Source organism: Halobacillus sp. 12SKB (assembly GCF_052941655.1).
Map to the genome: position 1 here is coordinate 1989622 of NZ_JBRFWR010000001.1, position 20857 is coordinate 2010478.

Annotated in this window: 23 protein-coding genes and 1 tRNA gene; 23 read left to right on the plus strand and 1 reads right to left on the minus strand. The window is 44.8% G+C overall.

Annotated features, from left to right (window positions below; genetic code table 11):
* The first annotated feature begins 107 nt into the window (after positions 1-107).
* The 15 genes from ACQ4XT_RS09510 (at position 108) to ACQ4XT_RS09580 (ending at position 12767) form a co-directional block, all read left to right on the plus strand.
* Positions 108-1277 (plus strand): ATP phosphoribosyltransferase regulatory subunit, encoded by a 1170-nt coding sequence (locus tag ACQ4XT_RS09510; RefSeq protein ID WP_446853484.1) that lies wholly within the window; start codon positions 108-110, stop codon positions 1275-1277.
* Positions 1270-1905, plus strand: a complete 636-nt coding sequence (hisG, locus tag ACQ4XT_RS09515; RefSeq protein ID WP_446853485.1) for an ATP phosphoribosyltransferase — start codon at positions 1270-1272, stop codon at positions 1903-1905. The genes ACQ4XT_RS09510 and hisG overlap by 8 nt, the downstream gene beginning before the upstream one ends.
* The gene (hisD, locus tag ACQ4XT_RS09520; protein ID WP_446853486.1) at positions 1905-3179 is read left to right on the plus strand and encodes a histidinol dehydrogenase; all 1275 of its coding nucleotides are present in this window, start codon (positions 1905-1907) and stop codon (positions 3177-3179) included. The genes hisG and hisD overlap by 1 nt, the downstream gene beginning before the upstream one ends.
* Positions 3176-3769, plus strand: a complete 594-nt coding sequence (gene hisB / locus ACQ4XT_RS09525; protein WP_446853487.1) for an imidazoleglycerol-phosphate dehydratase HisB — start codon at positions 3176-3178, stop codon at positions 3767-3769. The genes hisD and hisB overlap by 4 nt, the downstream gene beginning before the upstream one ends.
* The gene (gene hisH / locus ACQ4XT_RS09530) at positions 3769-4398 is read left to right on the plus strand and encodes an imidazole glycerol phosphate synthase subunit HisH (RefSeq protein WP_446853488.1); all 630 of its coding nucleotides are present in this window, start codon (positions 3769-3771) and stop codon (positions 4396-4398) included. The genes hisB and hisH overlap by 1 nt, the downstream gene beginning before the upstream one ends.
* Before the next feature lie 12 nt (positions 4399-4410).
* A complete protein-coding gene (gene hisA / locus ACQ4XT_RS09535) occupies positions 4411-5142 on the plus strand; it encodes a 1-(5-phosphoribosyl)-5-[(5-phosphoribosylamino)methylideneamino]imidazole-4-carboxamide isomerase (protein ID WP_446853489.1) in 732 nt (243 codons plus the stop codon).
* Positions 5143-5901 carry an imidazole glycerol phosphate synthase subunit HisF gene (gene hisF / locus ACQ4XT_RS09540; protein WP_446853490.1) on the plus strand — a complete coding sequence of 253 codons (759 nt, stop codon included), beginning with the start codon at positions 5143-5145 and terminating at the stop codon, positions 5899-5901. It abuts the gene before it with no gap.
* Positions 5898-6521 (plus strand): bifunctional phosphoribosyl-AMP cyclohydrolase/phosphoribosyl-ATP diphosphatase HisIE, encoded by a 624-nt coding sequence (gene hisIE, locus ACQ4XT_RS09545; protein ID WP_446853491.1) that lies wholly within the window; start codon positions 5898-5900, stop codon positions 6519-6521. The genes hisF and hisIE overlap by 4 nt, the downstream gene beginning before the upstream one ends.
* Positions 6522-6610: 89 nt before the next feature.
* On the plus strand, positions 6611-7627 hold the full coding sequence (locus ACQ4XT_RS09550; protein ID WP_446853492.1) for a tetratricopeptide repeat protein: 1017 nt from the start codon (positions 6611-6613) through the stop codon (positions 7625-7627).
* Between the two features lie 117 nt (positions 7628-7744).
* Complete coding sequence (trxB, locus tag ACQ4XT_RS09555; RefSeq protein WP_446853493.1) at positions 7745-8695, plus strand: thioredoxin-disulfide reductase; 951 nt, start codon at positions 7745-7747, stop codon at positions 8693-8695.
* Positions 8696-9066: 371 nt separating this feature from the next.
* Entirely contained in the window at positions 9067-9534 is a 468-nt protein-coding gene (locus ACQ4XT_RS09560) for an 8-oxo-dGTP diphosphatase (protein WP_446853494.1), read from the plus strand.
* A 16-nt stretch (positions 9535-9550) separates the two neighbouring features.
* On the plus strand, positions 9551-10435 hold the full coding sequence (rapZ, locus tag ACQ4XT_RS09565) for an RNase adapter RapZ (RefSeq protein WP_446853495.1): 885 nt from the start codon (positions 9551-9553) through the stop codon (positions 10433-10435).
* A gap of 3 nt (positions 10436-10438) precedes the next feature.
* Complete coding sequence (gene mgfK / locus ACQ4XT_RS09570) at positions 10439-11392, plus strand: gluconeogenesis morphogenetic factor MgfK (protein WP_446853496.1); 954 nt, start codon at positions 10439-10441, stop codon at positions 11390-11392.
* Between the two features lie 33 nt (positions 11393-11425).
* Entirely contained in the window at positions 11426-12382 is a 957-nt protein-coding gene (gene whiA, locus ACQ4XT_RS09575; RefSeq protein ID WP_446853497.1) for a DNA-binding protein WhiA, read from the plus strand.
* A 130-nt stretch (positions 12383-12512) separates the two neighbouring features.
* Complete coding sequence (locus ACQ4XT_RS09580; RefSeq protein WP_160913262.1) at positions 12513-12767, plus strand: HPr family phosphocarrier protein; 255 nt, start codon at positions 12513-12515, stop codon at positions 12765-12767.
* A gap of 97 nt (positions 12768-12864) precedes the next feature.
* Here ACQ4XT_RS09580 and clpP read toward each other — a convergent pair whose 3' ends face one another.
* Positions 12865-13452, minus strand: a complete 588-nt coding sequence (clpP, locus tag ACQ4XT_RS09585; RefSeq protein WP_089651364.1) for an ATP-dependent Clp endopeptidase proteolytic subunit ClpP — start codon at positions 13450-13452, stop codon at positions 12865-12867.
* 619 nt (positions 13453-14071) lie between these two features.
* Here clpP and ACQ4XT_RS09590 point away from each other — a divergent pair.
* From ACQ4XT_RS09590 to gpmI, 8 genes are all read left to right on the plus strand, one after another.
* A tRNA-Arg gene (locus tag ACQ4XT_RS09590) sits at positions 14072-14147 on the plus strand.
* A gap of 259 nt (positions 14148-14406) precedes the next feature.
* Entirely contained in the window at positions 14407-14631 is a 225-nt protein-coding gene (locus ACQ4XT_RS09595; protein ID WP_226591952.1) for a ubiquinone biosynthesis protein COQ4, read from the plus strand.
* 97 nt (positions 14632-14728) lie between these two features.
* Positions 14729-14950, plus strand: a complete 222-nt coding sequence (locus ACQ4XT_RS09600; RefSeq protein WP_446853498.1) for a glutaredoxin family protein — start codon at positions 14729-14731, stop codon at positions 14948-14950.
* A 151-nt stretch (positions 14951-15101) separates the two neighbouring features.
* Entirely contained in the window at positions 15102-16130 is a 1029-nt protein-coding gene (locus tag ACQ4XT_RS09605) for a sugar-binding transcriptional regulator (protein ID WP_446853499.1), read from the plus strand.
* 38 nt (positions 16131-16168) lie between these two features.
* On the plus strand, positions 16169-17176 hold the full coding sequence (gene gap, locus ACQ4XT_RS09610) for a type I glyceraldehyde-3-phosphate dehydrogenase (RefSeq protein ID WP_089651368.1): 1008 nt from the start codon (positions 16169-16171) through the stop codon (positions 17174-17176).
* Positions 17177-17355: 179 nt separating this feature from the next.
* Positions 17356-18537: a phosphoglycerate kinase gene (locus ACQ4XT_RS09615; protein WP_446853500.1), complete on the plus strand. Its 1182-nt coding sequence runs from the start codon at positions 17356-17358 to the stop codon at positions 18535-18537.
* A gap of 19 nt (positions 18538-18556) precedes the next feature.
* A complete protein-coding gene (tpiA, locus tag ACQ4XT_RS09620; RefSeq protein ID WP_446853501.1) occupies positions 18557-19318 on the plus strand; it encodes a triose-phosphate isomerase in 762 nt (253 codons plus the stop codon).
* Positions 19311-20849, plus strand: a complete 1539-nt coding sequence (gene gpmI, locus ACQ4XT_RS09625) for a 2,3-bisphosphoglycerate-independent phosphoglycerate mutase (RefSeq protein WP_446853502.1) — start codon at positions 19311-19313, stop codon at positions 20847-20849. The genes tpiA and gpmI overlap by 8 nt, the downstream gene beginning before the upstream one ends.
* Positions 20850-20857: the final 8 nt, after the last annotated feature.

The window sequence follows — 20857 nt, forward strand, 5'->3', positions numbered from 1 at the left end:
GAACAAAGCTAATGAGTTTCTTCATTGACGCCCTATCTTTATCGTGTTAGCATATTAGCAAGCTAAAGGATTTGAGGAAAGGATGAATTCCATTGGTTAAACGCCTGATGTTTGAAAAACCACTGGGAATGCGGGATACGCTTCCCTTTTTTTATAATCAAAAATCAAAAGCACGCCAGCAATTATCGAATGCGATTCTTTCGTTCGGATATTCGTTTATGGATACGCCGATCATGGAATATCACGAAACGGTAGGAAAAGTAAGTGCGACGCTCGACCAGCAATTGTTCAAGCTACTGGACCAGCAAGGCCACACGCTTGTATTAAGACCGGACATGACCGCACCAATCGCCAGAGTGGCTGCTTCTCAGCTCAAAGACGCTGAGTTTCCGCTTCGTCTCGCTTATGAAGGGCCGGTATTCCGTGCCCAGCAGACCGAAGGAGGGAAGCCGGCTCAGTTTGAACAGGTGGGAACGGAATTGATTGGTGACCATTCCTCTTATGGAGATGCGGAAGTTATCGCTCTGCTTGTCGAATCTTTGAAACAAACCGGACTCGATGATTTTGTCATCACGGTTGGCCACATTGGCTATGTGAAAGCCTTTTTCACAGATTTACTCGGAGATGATGAGGATACGATTGAATATCTTCTAAATTACTTATATCGAAAAAATTACGTCGGTTACAGGGAAGCGGTGAAAGAGCTCTCTGTTCCAAATGATAAAAAAGATGCGCTCCTTCAGCTGCTCGCACTGAAAGGCGGCGAAGAAATCTTTGAAAGCAGTCGTTCGCTTGCGCGGAATCAAGCGTGCATGCAGGCTGTGAATGAATTGAAGCAATTGTACCGCCTGCTGCAGCAGTATGAGGTGGAAAAGTATATTCACTTTGATTTGAACTTGATCAGCCATATGGACTATTACACCGGGATTTTGTTCGAAGGTTATGCGCCGAATCTAGGTGCGCTTCTTTGTAACGGAGGGCGCTATGATACGTTACTGCCTTCTTTCCAGCTGAGTGCATCAGCGACTGGTTTTGCCGTCCATCTGGAACGTCTGGTAGAAGCCTTGAATGAACAGGAATCGGATGATGGTCGCATCGGTGTGATCGTCGACGATGATAGTTACGGAAAAGGATTGAAAGAAGCGAAACGCTACCGTGAGGAAGGGCAGGCGGTTCTTTTACAACATGTGGACCAAATCCCGGACTTGGCAGCATTCAAAGCAGAATTATCAGAAACGATTGATTTGACCAAAGGCGGAGGTGAGCGTGATGAGTAAGCCGTTGACCATTGCTATGCCGAAGGGCCGTATTTACGAAGAAGCGGCGGAACTGATGAACAGAGCGGGGTATGAGCTTGAAGCGGACATGGATGAGTCTAGAAAGTTAATCCTGGAGTTTCCTGAACAGAACATTCGTGTCATGATGGCCAAACCGATGGATGTTGTCACTTATGTAGAATATGGAGCGGCGGATATCGGGATCGCCGGCAAAGACGTCCTGCTTGAACAGGATCGAGATGTGTACGAAGTGCTTGATTTAAAAATAAGCCCCTGCTATGTAGCCGTTGCTGGATTACCTGATCAACCGCTGAGCCGGATTGCGCCGAAGATCGCTACGAAGTATCCGAAAGTCGCCTCTGACTATTTCCGCGAGCAGGGCGAACAGATTGAAATTATTCCATTGAATGGATCGATTGAGCTTGCGCCGTTGATTGGGTTGGCAGATCGAATCGTTGATATCGTGTCGACAGGCCGTACGTTAAAGGAGAACGGCCTGGTCGAGTATGAGAAGATTACAGAAATTACTTCGCGTTTGATCGTAAACCCGGTCAGTTACCGGTTGAAGAGTACAGAGATTGAGGAAATGGTTAGCAAACTAAGTGAAGTGATGGAAGGGGAGCGCTGATGAAGTTCATGAATAAGGCCGACTTAAAGTCATTGAAGCGTTCCGTCGACCAAGGAACAGAGGAACAGCGAAAATCTGTTCAGGAGATTATTTCGCAGGTGAAGACCCGGGGTGATGAGGCGGTCAAAGAGTACACAGAGCGTTTTGACAAAGCCACTATGGAATCATTCAAAGTGTCAAAAGAAGAGTTCGAACAAGCATATGCCTCTCTGGATGGGGAGTTCGTCCAAATCTTACAGGAGGCTGCGGACAACATCCGTGCTTTCCACGAAAAGCAAAAAAGCTCATCTTGGTTTGATAGCTCAGAAGACGGCACTCTCTTAGGACAGAAAATCACACCGATTGATGCCGCAGGGGTGTACGTGCCGGGCGGAACGGCTGCCTATCCTTCTTCTGTCTTTATGAATGTGATTCCCGCACAAGTAGCCGGCGTGGAGCGGATCGTGATGGTGACCCCTCCCGGACAGGATGGAAAAGTACCAGATGGTGTCCTTCTTGCAGCGCAGATTCTTGGCGTGGAAGATGTGTTCAAAGTAGGCGGCGCACAGGCGATCGCTGCTCTGGCTTATGGCACAGAAACGGTTCCTTCCGTTGATAAAATTACAGGGCCCGGAAATGTCTTTGTCGCTCTTGCAAAGCGTGAAGTTTTTGGAGATGTCGATATCGATATGATTGCCGGCCCAAGTGAGATTGCCGTTCTTGCTGATGAAACCGCGCGTGCCGAAGAAATCGCTGCCGACCTCCTTTCTCAAGCGGAACACGATGCCCGTTCTTCAAGTGTCCTTGTGACAACGAGTGAGACGCTTGCGAAGGCTGTGGAGAAAGAAGTGCAGGTACAGCTGGATTCTCTGCCTCGTGCTGATATCGCAAGAAAGAGCGTGGAAGACTATGGAATGATCGTCCTTTGCGAGACATGGGCAGAAGCGGTCGACACCATCAATGAAATAGCACCCGAACACCTGGAAATTGTGACGGAAGATCCTTTTCAGGAACTGGGGAAAATCAAGCATGCGGGAGCGATTTTCCTAGGACCGTACAGCAGTGAGCCTGTCGGGGACTATTTTGCAGGACCCAATCATGTACTGCCAACGAATGGGACGGCGCGTTTTTCCAGTCCTCTCAATGTCGATGACTTTGTGAAAAAATCGAGCGTCATTTCATACAGCAGACAGGCTCTTGAAACGAACGTCGACAAAATTGCCCGGTTCGCCCGGTTGGAAGGGTTGGAAGCCCACGCACGCGCAGTAGAGACACGTAAGGAGCGATGGAAATGACAGAAACGAGAGCAGCTAGAATTGAACGAAAAACGAGAGAAACAGATATTCAGCTTGAACTTGGAATTGATGGAGGTGGAAAAGCGGACTTGGACGTTCAAGTTCCTTTTCTTTCTCACATGCTGGAATTGTTCACAAAACACGGCCTCTTTGATTTAACGGTTGTCGGTCGAGGCGATGTGGAAGTGGATGATCATCACTTAACGGAAGATGTCGGGATTTGTCTTGGACAGGCGTTACGAGAAGCGGTCGGCGATAAATACGGCATGAAGCGTTACGGGTCGATGACTCTGCCAATGGACGAGACGCTTGTCACGGTAGCCGTAGATTTGAGTGACCGTCCGCACCTGGAGTGGCGCGCTGAGCTTCCCAAAGATCGTGTCGGTACCTTTGATACCGAAAATGTTCACGAATTTTTCTGGAAACTTGCTGTAGAAGCTCGGATGAACTTACATATCGTCTTGCATCATGGGCATAACACCCATCACATCATTGAGGCGATGTTCAAAGCCTTTGCACGTGCTTTGGATGAAGCGACTCAAATCGATCCACGTGTCAAAGGAGTTCCGAGTACGAAAGGAAGTTTATAATGATAGGCATCATCGATTATGGAATGGGAAATTTATTCAGTGTTTCAAAAGCGCTTGAACGACTTGGCGTGGACTATAAAATCGGGGACCGGCCACAGGCATTGGGAGGCTGTGATGGCTACATCCTTCCAGGGGTGGGCGCGTTCCCGGATGCGATGAAAGCACTGCAAGAACATGGATTCATAGATTTTATAAAAGATAAAGTGGCTGAAGGTACACCGGTCTATGGCATATGTCTAGGGATGCAGCTATTATTCGAGAGCAGTGAAGAAGGTGGACTTACAGACGGGTTAGGGTTGTTCCCTGGTACCATTTCCCGCTTCCCGGGGATTGATGAACAAGGACGTTCGTACAAAGTTCCTCATATGGGATGGAACCAGCTTGAGATTCATCAGCCGGATGAACCTCTGATGACAGACGTAAACGAAGATCACGTCTATTTCGTCCACTCTTTTGTCGTGAAGACGAATGATCCCTCTATCCTTTATGCGACTTCTGACTATCACATGGAAGTTCCAGCAATCATTGGAAAAGGAAACCTTGTAGCCAGCCAGTTCCACCCGGAAAAAAGTGGAGCAGCCGGCATGCAGTTATTAGAGAATTTTTGTAAAGTAATGTGCAAACAGTGAGGAGTTTTAGCGATGAGCTTTACGATCTATCCAGCAATTGATATGCGCGACGGAAAATGTGTGCGTCTTGAACAAGGGGATTTTGAAAAAGAAACCGTCTATGGGGAGAATCCTTTTGAGGTGGCAAAGGAGTTTGCTGAAGCAGGAGCTTCATGGATTCATATGGTCGACCTTGATGGAGCGAAGCAAGGTTCCAAGCAAAATGCGGAGCATGTGTTGCGAGTAGCAAAGGAATTGAACTGCCGCGTACAGATTGGCGGCGGTATCCGATCGGAAGAAGATGTTCGTTTTTACTTGGACGCGGGTGTGGATCGTGTCATCATCGGTTCTCTCGCTGTCCGCGATGTGGAGGCAACTAAACAGCTTCTTTCAAACTATGGAGAACGAATGGCGATTGGACTGGATGCGCGTGACGGTTTTGTTTCGACAGCCGGATGGCTGGAACAATCCGAAGTGAAGGCTGTGGATTTAGGAAAGGACCTGGCAGACGCGGGAGCGAAAACATTCATTTATACGGATATCGCAAAAGACGGTATGCTTTCAGGTCCGAATACGAAGGAAATCGTACGCTTGGCAGAAGAAACGGGAGTGGATGTCATTGCATCTGGCGGCATTAAAGGTCTGGATGACCTTGTCGAGCTGAAAGAATATAAGGATCGGAATGTTGTGGGTTCGATTGTCGGAAAAGCTTTATACACGAACCAATTCACTTTACAAGAAGCACTTGCTGTGGAGGTGGACTGAATGCTCTCCAAACGAATCATTCCCTGCCTGGATGTAAAAGAAGGCCGTGTGGTGAAAGGGATCCAGTTCGTTGACATCCGGGATGCCGGCGATCCTGTTGAACTTGCAAAGGTGTACGACGAACAAGGAGCGGATGAGCTTGTGTTCCTCGATATCTCCGCCAGTCACGAAGGAAAGAAAACGATGATTGATGTTGTCCGATCCGTAGCTTCAGAGCTTGCCATTCCTTTTACAGTCGGAGGCGGCATAAGGACACTGGAAGACATTAAAGAAACCCTGCGAAATGGAGCAGATAAAGTATCCCTAAACTCATCCGCTGTGAAAAGACCGGCTTTGATCACAGAAGGTGCGGATTTCTTCGGAAGTCAGTGCATCGTTGTGGCGATTGATGCGAGATATGATGAAGAGGCAGCAAACTGGCGAGTTTATACGCATGGGGGCCGGACACCGACCGATTGGCTCGTGACGGATTGGGCGAAAGAAGCGGTCCAGCTTGGAGCAGGAGAAATTCTGCTTACGTCCATGAATAAGGATGGAGAAAAATCCGGTTTTGACCTGCCTTTATTGAAAGTCGTACAGGAAGTGGTGAGTGTTCCTGTTATTGCTTCCGGCGGGGCAGGGACCAGTGAACATTTTTATGACGTTTTTAGTGAAGTTGAAGCAGATGCCGCGCTTGCCGCTTCCATTTTTCACTATAAAGAAACGTCTGTGCAAAACGTGAAAGCATATTTAAAGGAAAAAGGAGTGCCTGTCCGATGAATTTAGATGACATTCAATTCGATGAACAAGGTCTCGTTCCAGCGATCGTGCAGGATGCCAAATCAAAAGCTGTCCTGACTTTAGCCTATATGAACGAAGAATCTTTGAAAAAAACGTTGGAGATCGGTGAAACCGTATTTTACAGCCGCTCCCGTCAAGAGTTGTGGCACAAAGGGGAGACATCCGGGAACACGCAGGAAGTAAAAAGCATTCATTACGATTGTGACCAGGATGCCTTGCTTGTTCAAGTGGTACCCTCTGGGCCAGCCTGCCATAAAGGGGAATATAGTTGTTTTTCTGAAGAACTGACAGATTCAGAAACTAAGGTAAAAGAAAACCGCTATCAAATTCTGGATGAGCTTCAAACCGTACTGGCTGAACGAAAAGCAACTCTTCCTGAAGGATCATACACATCCACACTGTTTCAGGAAGGGGTCGACCGGATTGCGAAGAAGATCGGAGAGGAAGCAGGGGAAGTCATCATCGCTGCGAAAAATGATGATCCAGAAGAAATTGCTTTGGAATCCGCGGATCTTTTATTCCATCTCTTATTAATCCTGACTGATCGTCAAGTTCCACTGGATGATGTATTGGATGTTTTGGAAAAACGTCATTCCTAAATGGATTACATTTTTCTCCTATTTCTCTGTGAGCATTTATGTTATACTGCATAATTAGTGAGATTTGAAACGGAAATAGGGGGACAGTCATGACGACAACACTTAAAGGAACTACAGCACAACAGGATACGAATATTATCCCATTTGTACCTACTGGGTCATTTTATTTTTCCCATGGGATTCAGGCTTTTCAAAAGCGTCGTTTCAGTGCTGCTGTCAAGTGGCTGAAAAAGGCGATTGAAGCTTCTCCCGAGGAACCATTATATCCATGCCAACTTTCTGTCGTTTATACGGAAGTTGGCTCTTATCATGCCGCAAATCAGGTACTGACCGAGGTATTAGCTGAACACGGCAGAGAATACGTCGATTGTTACTATCTGATGGCGAATAATTACGCACACCTCGGTCTTCTTAATGATGCCAAAAAATATGTCGACACCTATTTAGAGCAACCAGGAGACGGCGAATTTGAAGAAGCAGCGAAGCAATTGAGAGATATGCTGGATTCATTAGAGGAAGAAGATGAAGACGATGATTGGGCATTTGAGGATGAAGATGAGCTCATCATTTATCAGGAAACAGCCTTTTATCACTTAGAGCACGAGGAGTGGGAGGAAGCCTTAAGTGTTCTCGATGAAATGATGGAGTTATTCCCGGAATTCAAAATCGCCAAACATCGGTACGCGTACGCGTTGTTCATGAACGGGGATCGTGACGAAGCGATTCAGCTCGAAAAAGAGACCCTGGACAACGAACCGTCGAACCTCCACTGTGACGTGAATTTGGCTACTTTTTATTTGAAGCAGGGGATGAAGGAAGAAGCTTCTTTCCACATTGAACGGCTCCGCAATGTATTTCCTATGCATGAACAGCAGAAACTAGTCGTAGCTGAAACTCTTGCAAGGGCCGGTTATTATCAGGAAGCGGTTGAACGGTTCAGGTCGCTTCGTGATAAGCAGGTCACACGCCGGAGAATTTACTACAAGTGGTACAGCATCTCCGTTTATCATACGGGCAATCCATCTAAAGCGTTGCAGCTATGGGAAGAGGGATGCAAGCAGTTCCCTAAGATGGGGAATGAAGGCGGCCCCTGGGAGCAGGAATAGGTAAAGATGCATTTCTCTCTTCTGTAAGCACATTAATGGACGGTTTTCGTATGATTTACTATGATATGTACAGGAATTGCAACTCAGATTATTTGGATTCATAAGGAGTGAAGATTGATGAGTGAAGATCGCATTTATGATGTCATTATTGCCGGGGCAGGCCCTGCTGGCATGACAGCAGCTGTTTACACCTCCCGTGCTAACCTGGATACGCTGATGATTGAGCGCGGCATTCCAGGTGGTCAAATGGCGAACACGGAAGACGTTGAAAACTATCCGGGCTTTGAAAGCATTCTTGGACCAGACCTTTCCAATAAAATGTTCGACCACGCGAAAAAATTCGGTGCAGAATATGCCTATGGAGATATTAAAGAAGTCGTAGATGGCAAGGAATACAAGACAGTCAAAGCCGGTAACAAAGAATACAAAGCACGCGCTGTCATCATAACGACAGGTGCTCAATATAAAGAACTTGGTGTGCAGGGTGAAAAAGAACTTGGCGGCCGTGGTGTTTCTTACTGCGCAGTATGTGATGGAGCATTCTTCCGAGATAAAGAACTCGTCGTTGTAGGCGGTGGAGATTCTGCAGTCGAAGAAGGTGTCTATCTTACACGCTTTGCAAGCAAAGTAACGATTGTTCACCGTCGTGACGAATTACGCGCACAAAAGATTCTTCAAGACCGCGCTTTTGATAACGATAAAATCGACTTCATCTGGGATACTGTCGTCAAATCCATCAACGAAAAAGATGGAAAAGTAGGAAGCGTTACGCTTCACAATAAAAAAACCGATGAAGTGTACGACTTTGATACCAACGGTACGTTCATTTATATCGGAATGATTCCATTGTCCACACCGTTCGAAAGCCTGGGCATCACGAATGAACAAGGGTATATCGAAACAGATGAAAACATGGAAACGAGAGTACCAGGCGTATTTGCTGCCGGGGACATCCGTGAAAAAGAATTGCGTCAAATTGTAACAGCAACTGGTGATGGAAGTATCGCCGCACAATCTGTTCAGCACTATATTGAAAATCTTTTAGAGGAATTGAAGGTCGTCAATTAAAAAAGAAACAGCATTTTAACTCCGGTGTAACACCTATGAAATATTTTCCTGTTACGATGGAAATGATTAATTGACCCCCTTTTAATAGATTAATCTCTATGAGGCACAGGTGCTCGTCATCTGTGTCTTTTTTTGTTTTATACATGAAATTTGTTGAATTTAGGCCTTTTAACAAGTAGGTACTCTTTTAAGATTTCAGCGAAGGTTTCGTTCCATTCAGTCTCAACGCAAGCAACGAAATCATTATCCAAATAAGTTTAAAGGAAATAGTTTTCAATCCAGGCTGTGGAACATAATATTGTAGCAACCTGTGAATTCATTGTATAATGGGTGGAGATGCCCTCTAGAAAGAAAATGAGGTGACCATAACGATGCAGCGTGTAGCGAATTGTATTTTGAAAGTTGATGATTCCGTATTGATGTTAAAAAAACCACGCAGAGGCTGGTATGTAGCTCCTGGCGGCAAGATGGAAGCCGGAGAGAATATTAAAGATTCCGTTGTCCGTGAATTTAAAGAAGAAACGGGACTTTCCATTGAAAATCCAGAGCTTCGTGGTTCATTTACATTTGTCATGCGGGAAGATGGGAAAACCGCTCAAGAATGGATGATGTTTACTTTTTACAGTACGAGCTATTCCGGGGATTTGCTTGATGAAAGTGAAGAAGGTGAACTGGAATGGGTTCCGGTTGAAGAAGTTCTTCAAAAGCCGATGGCAGAGGGAGATCGGAGGATTTTCAAGCACATCTTAAGTAGTGAAGAGCAAGTATATGGAACATTTGTATATACGACGGACTTCCGCTTGATTGATGAAGATTTGGATCCGTCACGACCTGACTAATGGGGAGCGATGAAAGATGCCAGTAAATGCCAACGAAACTCAGTTAGTAATCATCACAGGAATGTCAGGAGCAGGGAAAACCGTAGCTGTTCAAAGCTTTGAAGATCTCGGTTTTTTTTGTGTCGATAACTTACCACCGGCCCTGCTTCCAAAGTTTCTTGAACTGATGAAAGATTCCAGCAACAACATTCAAAATGTGGCTCTAGTGATGGATTTACGTGGACGGGAATTCTTCGATGCCCTCTTTGATTCTCTTGACCGTCTAGGAAAAGAGGAATGGCTGCAAGAACATATTCTTTTCCTTGATTCAGAAGATCAAGCGCTTGTTTCCCGCTATAAAGAAACACGCAGGTCCCATCCCCTTGCTAAAGAAGGGCTGCCACTTGAAGGTATACGCAAAGAGAGAAAAATGCTGGATGAGCTGAGAGGCCGTTCGCAAACGATCATTGATACAACATCATTGAAACCGAAAGAACTCCGGGAGCGGATTATTGAAAAGTACCGTCAAAAGGAACAACAGGTGTTTTCCATTCAGATGGTATCCTTCGGTTTTAAATACGGCGTACCCATTGATGCCGACTTAATGTTTGATGTCCGTTTCCTGCCGAACCCGCATTATGTTGAACATATGCGCCCGTTGACAGGGTTGAACACAGAAGTATCCTCCTATGTTTTTAAATGGACAGATACACAGAAGTTCCTTGAAAAGCTGAAAGACTTGCTGCAATTCATGCTGCCTCAATACAAACGTGAAGGAAAAAGTCAGCTTGTTGTTGCTGTCGGCTGTACAGGCGGTCAACATCGCTCTGTAGCACTTGCTGAGCACTTATCGGAATATTTCTCTACCGACTTCGTGACCCATGTCACTCACAGAGACATTGATAAAAGAAAGGGTTTGTAACGGATGGATCATAAGACCAAGCCGCGTGTCGTCGTTGTAGGTGGCGGGACCGGAATGCCTGTGCTTTTGCGCGGGTTGAAAAATTTACCGATCGACCTGTCAGCCATTGTTACAGTGGCTGATGACGGTGGGAGCTCCGGCCGCTTACGTAATGAGATGGCCATTCCCGCTCCAGGGGATATCAGGAATGTTGTCGCTGCCTTATCGGATGCTGAACCTATGCTCCTTGAGCTTTTTCAACACCGGTTTGCAGCGGGTAACGGCCTGTCCGGTCATTCCATGGGAAATCTCCTGCTAGCTGCGATGGCATCCATGACGGGAGATTTTTATAAAGGGATCAAAGAAATCTCCAGAGTCCTGAACGTGCGTGGTCATATTTATCCGATTGCCAATCATTCAATGAACCTCCATGCAGAAATGGAGGATGGGACGGTTGTGACCGGTGAGTCTAGTATTCCTAAGCAGAACAAGAAAATAAAAAGGGTGTACGTAAGCCCTACACCGGTTCAGCCTTTGCCGGAAGCCGTAGAAGCAATCAAATCCGCAGATTTGATTGTCATCTCACCTGGAAGTCTTTATACAAGTATATTACCGAATATCATTATTCCTGAAATCGGTCAGGCATTGAAAGAAACGAAAGCGATGGTCACTTATATATGCAACGTGATGACGCAGCAGGGGGAAACTTCTGGTTACACGGCTGCTGATCATATACAGGCATTATTTGATCATATCGGAGAAGATGTGTTACAGTCAGTGATTGTGCATAATCAACCGATTGATCAAGGGGTAAGGGCTGCATATGCGGAAGAAAATGCCGAGCCCGTTGTTTATGATATTGAAAGAATTAAGTCCATGGGATTGAAAGTCATAGAAGAAGATATCATCGACCATAGCAAGCCTATGCTACGTCATGACACAGATAAATTAGCAAAGTTACTGCACTCCATGCTTTAGGTGTTGCGTGGTAGGTAGAAGGGGGTGTACATCATGTCATTTGCATCAGAGATCAAAAAAGAATTAACCAATGTAGAAGCAGATACTTGCTGTATGGAATCGGAGCTAGCTGCCCTTGTTCGCATGAACGGCACCTTTTCCCTTTCCAACCGTGAATATATTCTGGATGTACAAACAGAGAATGCAGCGATTGCGAGAAGGATCTACACGTTAATCAAAAAGCTTTATCCCTACCCGGTTGAACTCCTTGTCCGGAAAAAAATGAGGTTAAAAAAGAACAATGTTTATATTGTCAGGATGACGGAGAAAGCGAAAGTCGTCCTTGAAGATCTTGAAATCCTGAAAGGTCCTCTATCCATTAATCCAGACATCCCTCAAAAGTATTTGAACGATACATGTTGTAAAAGGGCTTATTTACGAGGAGCATTTCTTGCGGGTGGTTCAGTCAATAACCCGGAAACTTCTTCCTATCATCTTGAAATTCATTCTTCTGATGAGGAACACAACGAGGCGTTGTGTAAGCTTATGAATAGTTTCGGGTTGCACGCAAGGACACTCAGTCGGAAAAAAGGATACATTACCTACTTGAAAGAAGCGGATAAAATCACGGAGCTCATTAGTAATATAGGAGCACACCAGGCGCTTTTCAAGTTTGAAGATGTGAGGATCGTCCGCGATATGAGGAACTCCGTCAATCGTCTCGTCAATTGTGAGACTGCGAATTTGAATAAGACGATCGGTGCCGCTTTCCGTCAAGTAGAGAACATAAAATTCATTAAACGGACAGTAGGTTTAGAGGCCCTGCCGGATAAATTGCAGGAGATTGCATCTTTAAGGCTGCAGCACCAGGAAGTTTCTTTAAAAGAGCTTGGTGAGTATGTTTCTGGTGGATCGATCAGTAAATCAGGAATCAACCACCGCCTGCGTAAAATCGACGAGTTTGCCGAAAAAGTTAGAAAAGGTGAAGTCACAGAAAACACAAGAAACTAATGTTTCCTTAACAAATTCATGCTATAATGAAATACAATTATAAACGCTTTCTACAAGAGAGCGTTCTTTTTTCTAAGTATTGAATCCGCTTACAAAGAAGTTGAAATATAGAATGAGAGGAGAATGACAGGTGATTGAAAGGACGATAACGATTGAGCTCGAAACAGGTTTACAGGCAAGGCCAGCAGCACAATTCGTACAAGAGGCGAACAAGTTCACCGCAGATGTTTTTATTGAAAAAGGTGAGAAACGTGTAAATGCCAAAAGCATTATGGGGTTAATGAGCCTTGCTGTCGGGACCGATGAAGAAATCAAATTGATTGCAGATGGCTCTGATGAGGAAGAAGCAGTTCAGGTTCTTACCGACTTTGTGAAAAATGAGTAATAGATGTTTATGTGAAAAAATGAACGTTCTCCAATGAGGGAACGTTTTCATATTTCACAAAAAAATCCGCTGTGTAATCACAGCGGATTTTGTGTCTTTATTGTTCGTTTTTCTCCATTACTTTATCAATCAAGCCGTAGTCAACAGCTTCGTGGGCAGACATGAAGTTATCACGATCCGTGTCGCGTTCGATGACTTCCATTGGTTGTCCAGTACGCTCAGCAAGGATCTTGTTCAGCTTCTCGCGCATCTTAATGATACGCTTCGCGTGAATTTCGATATCTGAAGCCTGACCTTGTGTGCCTCCAAGTGGTTGGTGAATCATAACTTCACTGTTTGGTAGTGCATAACGTTTACCTGGTTCACCGGCGTTCAGCAGGAATGCACCCATAGATGCAGCCATACCTGTGCAGATTGTGGATACGTTCGGCTTGATGAACTGCATCGTATCATAAATCGCCATACCTGCCGTGATTGAACCACCAGGGGAGTTGATGTATAGGGAAATGTCTTTTTCCGGGTCGTCAGCCGCAAGGAAAAGCAACTGCGCAACAACAGAGTTTGAGATGTTATCATCGATCGGGCTTCCCAGCATGATGATCCGGTCTTTAAGTAAGCGGGAGTAAATATCATAAGCACGTTCTCCGCGGTTTGTTTGTTCAATAACTGTAGGGACTAAATTCATTTGAAATTCCTCCTTAACATCAAATTAATAATGATGGAATACATTCATCATACCTATAAGGTCAATAAAGGTCAAACAAAAACAATCGACCTTTTATCCTTTATTTCAGCAAGGTTTGTTATGCCTTTTGAGTATGAAAAAAGGTTATTCTTATTCGTTCTATGTGATGTGTTCCAATTCCTTCTACCATCATACCCTAAATTTACCTATATAAACGTCCAAACCTATAATTAAGCTACATGGCAAGGGGGACATTTTTATGAGATGTTTTGGGGTTTGTTACTGAATTGAGCGCCTGGGGTGGTTGGGAATCTACACGTCTAGCTCCATCGCCCAGACACTCGTGTCTACCAAGGCGATTCCGCATTTGAACACTTTCCTGTGGGGGAGGGTCGAACTTCCACGGGCTACGTCCTGCGGGATGTTGCTATCTCCTTCTCCCGCGGGATTCTCACAGCTTCCCACCCGCCCCATGGAAAGCGAACCTTTTCCCGTAGCCCCTAAGCTCTTATAAAATCTTCGAAACAGATCCTTCACAAGGGAGCTTTTCTGGAAGATCATAAAAATGGGTTGCGTTTTTTGGTGATTCTCCTTATAATATTAAATGCATGTCGCTTTTGCGCCCGTAGCTCAGTTGGATAGAGCGGTAGATTCCGGTTCTACGTCAGTCGGGGGTTCGAATCCTCTCGGGCGCGCTGAATAAAAAGACCTTCCTTGAATGTAAGGAAGGCCTTTTTTTTACAAAAATATCATTATATTAATATACTAATCCTTTGTGATTTATGGTGGTTACAAGAGTGTTATTTAAATATTAATTAAACAGATATCACACAGGAATTATACGAACGTTTATTTGGTTTTATTATCGTCATGTAGGTTCTTTTTGCCTTATTTGTGTGTTATGATTGAATAAATAAAGTCAGACTTTTCGCTTTATTTAGAAGAGGGGTATTTATGACAAACCTAATCCGTTACAAAATGTTGTCGACCGAAGAGGTTTCTGAAGACAGGCGGATTCACTTGTTCGATATGCAGGAACAGCAAAAGTTATCCTTCAACTATAAGTCATTGAAGCGAACACCTGAAAATTATGTAGGTGAAGAATTAGCTCATTTCTTGGATAAGCGTAAGTTGAAAATCGATAATGGTTTTTATGATAAAAAAGGACATGCTTCCTGAAGCGTGTCTTTTTTTGTGTGAGAAGCTCTGGAGGAGGATGGATATTGGAGTGTATCCTTTGGTATGATGAAGGTGAAAAGTTCAGGAGGGCTTGTGCATGTCTGAAGTCGTATTATATGTAAAAGAAAACTGTGGATTATGTGAAGAAATCAAAGGCCTATTATCACTGTTCGATGTCAAAGTAGTCATGGTGGATATTGAGAAAGATCCAGAACTATTAGAGAAGTATTTGCTTGAGGTACCGGTGTTAAAGATCGGTGCGGAAGAGTTGGATTATCGTGAAATTGATTACATAGAACTAATGAAGCGTTTACAATGAAAAACGTATGGGTTTTCGCTTGCACGTGGACAACCCCACTGTTAATATAAAGTTGAAATAGGATATTTTTTTGCTCCGAGCGGGACATAATATGACTAGCTGGGACGTAATACATCCCGGTTGGTACCATTTCAAAGAAGGAGCTTTTTCCATGAGAGCGTTCATCGACTTACAAAAAAAATTATTCCCGGATGTCCTGGACGTTATACAGCGCCGTTATCAGCTGTTGTATTACATCCAGATCATGCAGCCTGTAGGCCGAAGAGCGTTAGCTGAAAGCGTTGAGCTGGCTGAACGTACGGTCCGAAGCGAAGTGGACTTTCTGAATAAACAAGGAGCTGTAGAGATTACCTCAAGAGGCATGCACTTAAGTTATGAAGGGCAGAACATTCTTGAGCAGTTAGCTGAGTTTATTAAAGAGGTCTCTGGGATTAAGGTTTTAGAACAACAATTAAAGGATAAATTAAATTTAGACCATGTCGTTGTTGTTCCTGGTGATAGTGATGAGCTTAATTGGGTAAAACAAGAGATGGGAAAAGCATGTGTCCAGTATTTGAAAGAACATATGTCGCCTGACCAGGTGATAGCCATTACAGGCGGAACAACGATGGCATCCGTCGCGCAAGTGATGACGCCGCTGTCTGGAGCTGATCAGTGCTTATACGTACCTGCACGTGGAGGCTTAGGTGAAAGAGTTGAAAACCAGGCCAACACAATCTGTGCGGAAATGGCGAAAAAAGCAAGGGGTGACTATCGTCTTTTATATGTACCCGATCCCCTCAGTGAGGAATCCTATCAGACGATAAAAGAAGAGCCTTCGATAAAAGAAGTGCTGGATATCATCCGGAACGCTGAAATCGTCATCCACGGAGTAGGCGATGCGCTTACGATGGCAGAACGAAGAAAGACTTCCCCTGAGCAGTTGGAATTAATCAAACAGCATAACGCAGTAGGCGAAGCTTTTGGTTACTATTTCAACGTAGAGGGTCAGATCGTTCACAAAGTTCGTACGGTCGGTCTTCAGTTAGAAGATCTAAAGCGTGCGAAACATGTCATTGCTGTTGCCGGGGGGCGTTCGAAAGCACAAGCCATCTCATCTTATTTCCAACCGGGCCAGAGTAATGTCCTGATCACTGATGAAGGGGCAGCCCAAGAGTTAATAAGGGATTTATCCCTTTAAATAAATATGATTTCAATCATCCTAAGGAGGAATTTTGCATGACAGTAAGAATTGGTATTAACGGATTTGGACGTATTGGACGTAATGTTTTCCGTGCTGCTTTGAACAACAATGAAGTAGAGGTAGTAGCGGTTAACGACTTGACAGATGCAAACATGCTTGCACACTTGCTTCAGTACGATACTGTACACGGTAAGCTTGAGCAAGAAGTGACAACAAACGGTGACAACCTGATTGTCGGCGGAAAAGAAGTCAAAGTACTTTCTGAAAAAGATCCAGCTCAACTTGGTTGGGGAGATCTTGGTGTAGATATCGTGATCGAATCTACAGGTCGCTTCACTCAGCGTGACGATGCGAAGAAACACTTGGATGCAGGTGCTAAGAAAGTCGTTATCTCTGCTCCAGCGAAGCAGGAAGACCTTACAGTCGTTATGGGTGTAAACGAAGATCAGTATGACAAAGATTCTCACCACGTCATCTCTAACGCTTCTTGCACAACGAACTGCCTTGCTCCATACGCAAAAGTTCTTGACGAGAAATTCGGTCTTAAGCGCGGTATGATGACAACTGTTCACTCTTACACGAACGACCAGCAGATCCTTGATCTTCCACACAAAGATTACCGTCGTGCTCGTGCAGCTGCTGAGAACATCATCCCAACAACAACTGGTGCTGCACAAGCCGTTGCAAAAGTTCTTCCACACCTTGATGGCAAGCTTAGCGGTATGGCGATGCGTGTACCAACATCCAACGTTTCCATCGTAGACTTGGTTGCTGAACTTGATAAAGACGTAACAGCTGAAGAAGTGAACGAAGCTCTTCGCGCAGAAGCTGAAGGTAACCTTAAAGGAATCCTTGGCTACAGTGACGAGCCACTTGTTTCCACGGACTACAATGGCAACACTCACTCTTCTATCATTGATGGTCTTTCTACACTAATCCTTGAAAACAACATGGTTAAAATTGTTTCTTGGTATGACAACGAAACTGGTTACTCCAACCGTTGTGTAGACTTGGCTGTATACCTTAAAAACCAAGGCTTGTAATATCTGAGCCGTTTTAGAAAATACTATGAAAAAGCTGGAAAGGAGGAGGTCTCAGGTCCTCCTCCTTTATCCATGTTTTTTCGCATCCTGCTTATCGGCGTTTCTGCACAATGAAACTGTGGAAACGTACATAAGGGCAGGCGTTGAACCTGACCACAAACCAAGGAGGTTGTCATTCTATGAATAAGAAAACAATCCGCGATGTTGAAGTGCAAGGAAAAACGGTCTTTTGCCGTGTGGACTTCAACGTACCGATGAGTGAGGGAGAAGTCACAGACGACACTCGAATCAAAGCTGCCCTCCCTACAATCAAGCACCTGACTGGAAACGGTGCGAAAGTCATTCTTGCCAGTCACCTTGGACGCCCTAAAGGGGAAGTTGTCGAAGACCTTCGTCTTGATCCTGTAGCCAATCGTCTGAGCGATGTTCTTGGACAAACCGTTACAAAAACGGATGAAGTACACGGGGCTGAAGTAGACAAAGCCATTTCTCAAATGAAAAATGGTGATGTTCTTCTGATTGAAAACGTGCGCTTCCATCCTGGTGAAGAGAAGAATGATGCGGAATTGGCCAAGGCTTTTGCAGACATGGCTGACCTCTATGTAAATGATGCATTCGGTGCTGCTCACCGTGCCCATGCTTCTACAGCGGGTGTTGCGGAGCATATCCCAGCCGTTGCTGGTTTCCTGATGGAGAAAGAAATCAATGTTCTAGGTAAGGCTCTATCTAACCCTGAGCGTCCATTCACAGCCATCATTGGTGGGGCGAAAGTAAAAGATAAAATCGGTGTCATTGACAACTTGATCGATAAAGTAGATAACTTGATTATCGGTGGAGGTCTTGCTTACACATTCGTAAAAGCGCTAGGTCATGAAATCGGTAAATCGCTGCTCGAAGAAGATAAAATCGATCTAGCTAAAGAATATATGAAGAAAGCAGAAGAAAAGGGCGTCAACTTCCTTATGCCTGAAGATGTCGTCGTTGCTGATGATTTCTCTGATTCTGCGAACAAGGAAGAAGTCGGAATCGACAGCATCCCATCTGATTGGGAAGCTCTTGATATCGGTCCGAAAACGAGAGAAAAATATGCGAAAGTCATTAAAGAATCCAAATTGGTTATCTGGAACGGACCTATGGGCGTCTTTGAAATCGAATCTTTTGCTAACGGTACAAAAGCTGTAGCGAATGCTCTTTCCGAAACAGATGGCTACACGGTCATCGGTGGAGGCGACTCTGCAGCAGCCGTTGAGAAATTCGGATACGCAAATGACATGGACCACGTCTCCACAGGTGGCGGTGCTTCCTTGGAATTCATGGAAGGTAAAGATCTTCCTGGTGTATCCTTGTTGAACGATAAATAAAAAGGAGAGGTGAAACCATATGCGTAAAAAAGTAATCGCTGGTAACTGGAAAATGAATAAGAACCACCGTGAAGCGGAAGATTTTATTCAAACAGCTAAAAATGAAGTACCTTCCTCTGAGCAGGTAGAATCTGTTGTTTGTGCTCCATTTCCTTTTCTGCAAAAACTTGTAGAGGAAACAGAAGGTACAAGCCTTAAAATCGGTGCTCAAAACATGCACTTTGAGGAAAACGGTGCGTTCACTGGTGAAGTAAGCCCGGTCATGCTGAAAGAACTTGGCGTTTCTTACGTCGTACTTGGTCACTCCGAGCGTCGTGAAATCTTCAAGGAAACGGATGAAGAGGTAAACAAAAAAGTTCATGCTGCATTCAATCATGGCTTAACACCAATTATTTGTGTAGGGGAATCTCTAGAACAGCGTGAAGCAAATGAAACGATGGACGTTGTTGAGACACAAGTGAAAAAAGCATTAGACGGTCTGACAAATGATCAATGTGCAGAAACAATCATTGCTTATGAGCCAATCTGGGCGATTGGTACAGGTCGTACTGCGACATCTGAACAAGCGAATGAAGTTTGTACACACATCCGTAAAGTCGTCAGTGATTATGTAAGTGCAGATGCAGCAGAAGCTGTACGAATCCAATACGGCGGCAGCGTGAAGCCTGCAAACGTTGATGAACTACTATCCCAGTCCGACATTGATGGTGCTCTAGTAGGAGGAGCCAGCCTTGAAGCTGATTCTTTCCTAAAACTAGTGGAGGCAGGTAAGAATGAGTAACAAAAACCTGGCTGCCTTAATCATCCTTGATGGCTACGCTCTTCGTGATGAAGAGAAGGGGAATGCTGTCAAACAAGCGAACACGCCGAACTTTGATCGTTACTGGAACCAATTTCCGCATTCTCAATTAACGGCATGCGGGGAAGCTGTCGGACTGCCAGAAGGTCAAATGGGCAACTCTGAAGTTGGACACTTGAACATCGGCGCAGGACGTGTCGTCTATCAAAGTCTGACAAGAATTAACCTTTCCATTCGTGAAGGGGATTTCTTTGAGAATGAAGTGCTGCTTAACGCGGTTCGTGAAGCGAAAACAAAAGATAAAGCTCTTCATATTTTCGGCCTGTTATCTGATGGGGGTATTCATAGTCATATCGACCATATGATCGCTACCTTGAAGCTGGCGAAAGAAGAAGGACTTGAGAAAGTTTTCATCCATGCTTTCCTAGATGGCCGTGATGTAGGTCAGCAATCGGCTAAGACTTATATCAAACAGACACAGGAAGCGATTGAAGAAGTGGGCGTTGGTCAAATCGCTACACTTTCCGGTCGTTACTACGCGATGGACCGTGACAATCGCTGGGAGCGTGTCAAGAAAGCTTATGATGCCATTGCCTACGGTGAGGGTCCGACGTACAAGGATCCAATCAAAGCCATCGACGATTCTTATGAGCAGAAAGTGTACGATGAGTTCGTGGAGCCTGTTGTTCTAACGGATGAGGACAACAACCCGATCGGAAAAGTGGAAGATGAAGAGAGTATCATTTTCTTCAATTTCCGCCCAGACCGTGCCATCCAGCTTTCTCGTACATTTGCAAATGACGATTTTGATGGTTATGATCGTGGGGAAAACGCACCGAAAAATCTTCACTTTGTTGGAATGACGCAATACAGTGATCAGGTCAGAAGTAAGATTGCTTTCCCTCCGAATGACTTGAAAAATACAGTCGGGGAAGTCCTTGCTGACAATGACATGAAGCAATTGCGGATCGCTGAGACAGAAAAGTATCCACACGTGACGTTTTTCATGAGCGGCGGCCGCGAAAAAGAATTCGAAGGGGAAGAGCGCATCCTCATCGATTCTCCGAAAGTAGCGACGTATGATCAGAAACCAGAAATGAGTGCTTATGAAGTCACAGATGCTCTTCTTGAGGCACTGGATGCTGAAAAGCACAACGCCATCATTCTAAACTTTGCCAATCCTGATATGGTTGGACACTCAGGGATGCTTGAGCCGACCATTAAAGCGATTGAAGCAGTGGACGAATGCTTAGGCAAAATCGTAGATAAGATCCACGAAAAAGGTGGACATGTGATCATTACGGCTGACCATGGTAACTCTGATGAGGTGACGACCTTGGATGGAGACGCTATGACAGCTCATACAACAAACCCTGTGCCCGTCATTGTGACGAAGGATGGGGCGGAACTCCGTGATGGAGGAATTCTTGGTGATCTTTCACCAACATTGCTGGAACTCTTGAACGTAGAACAACCTGAAGAAATGACAGGAAAATCACTAATTAAAAAATAAGGGAGAGA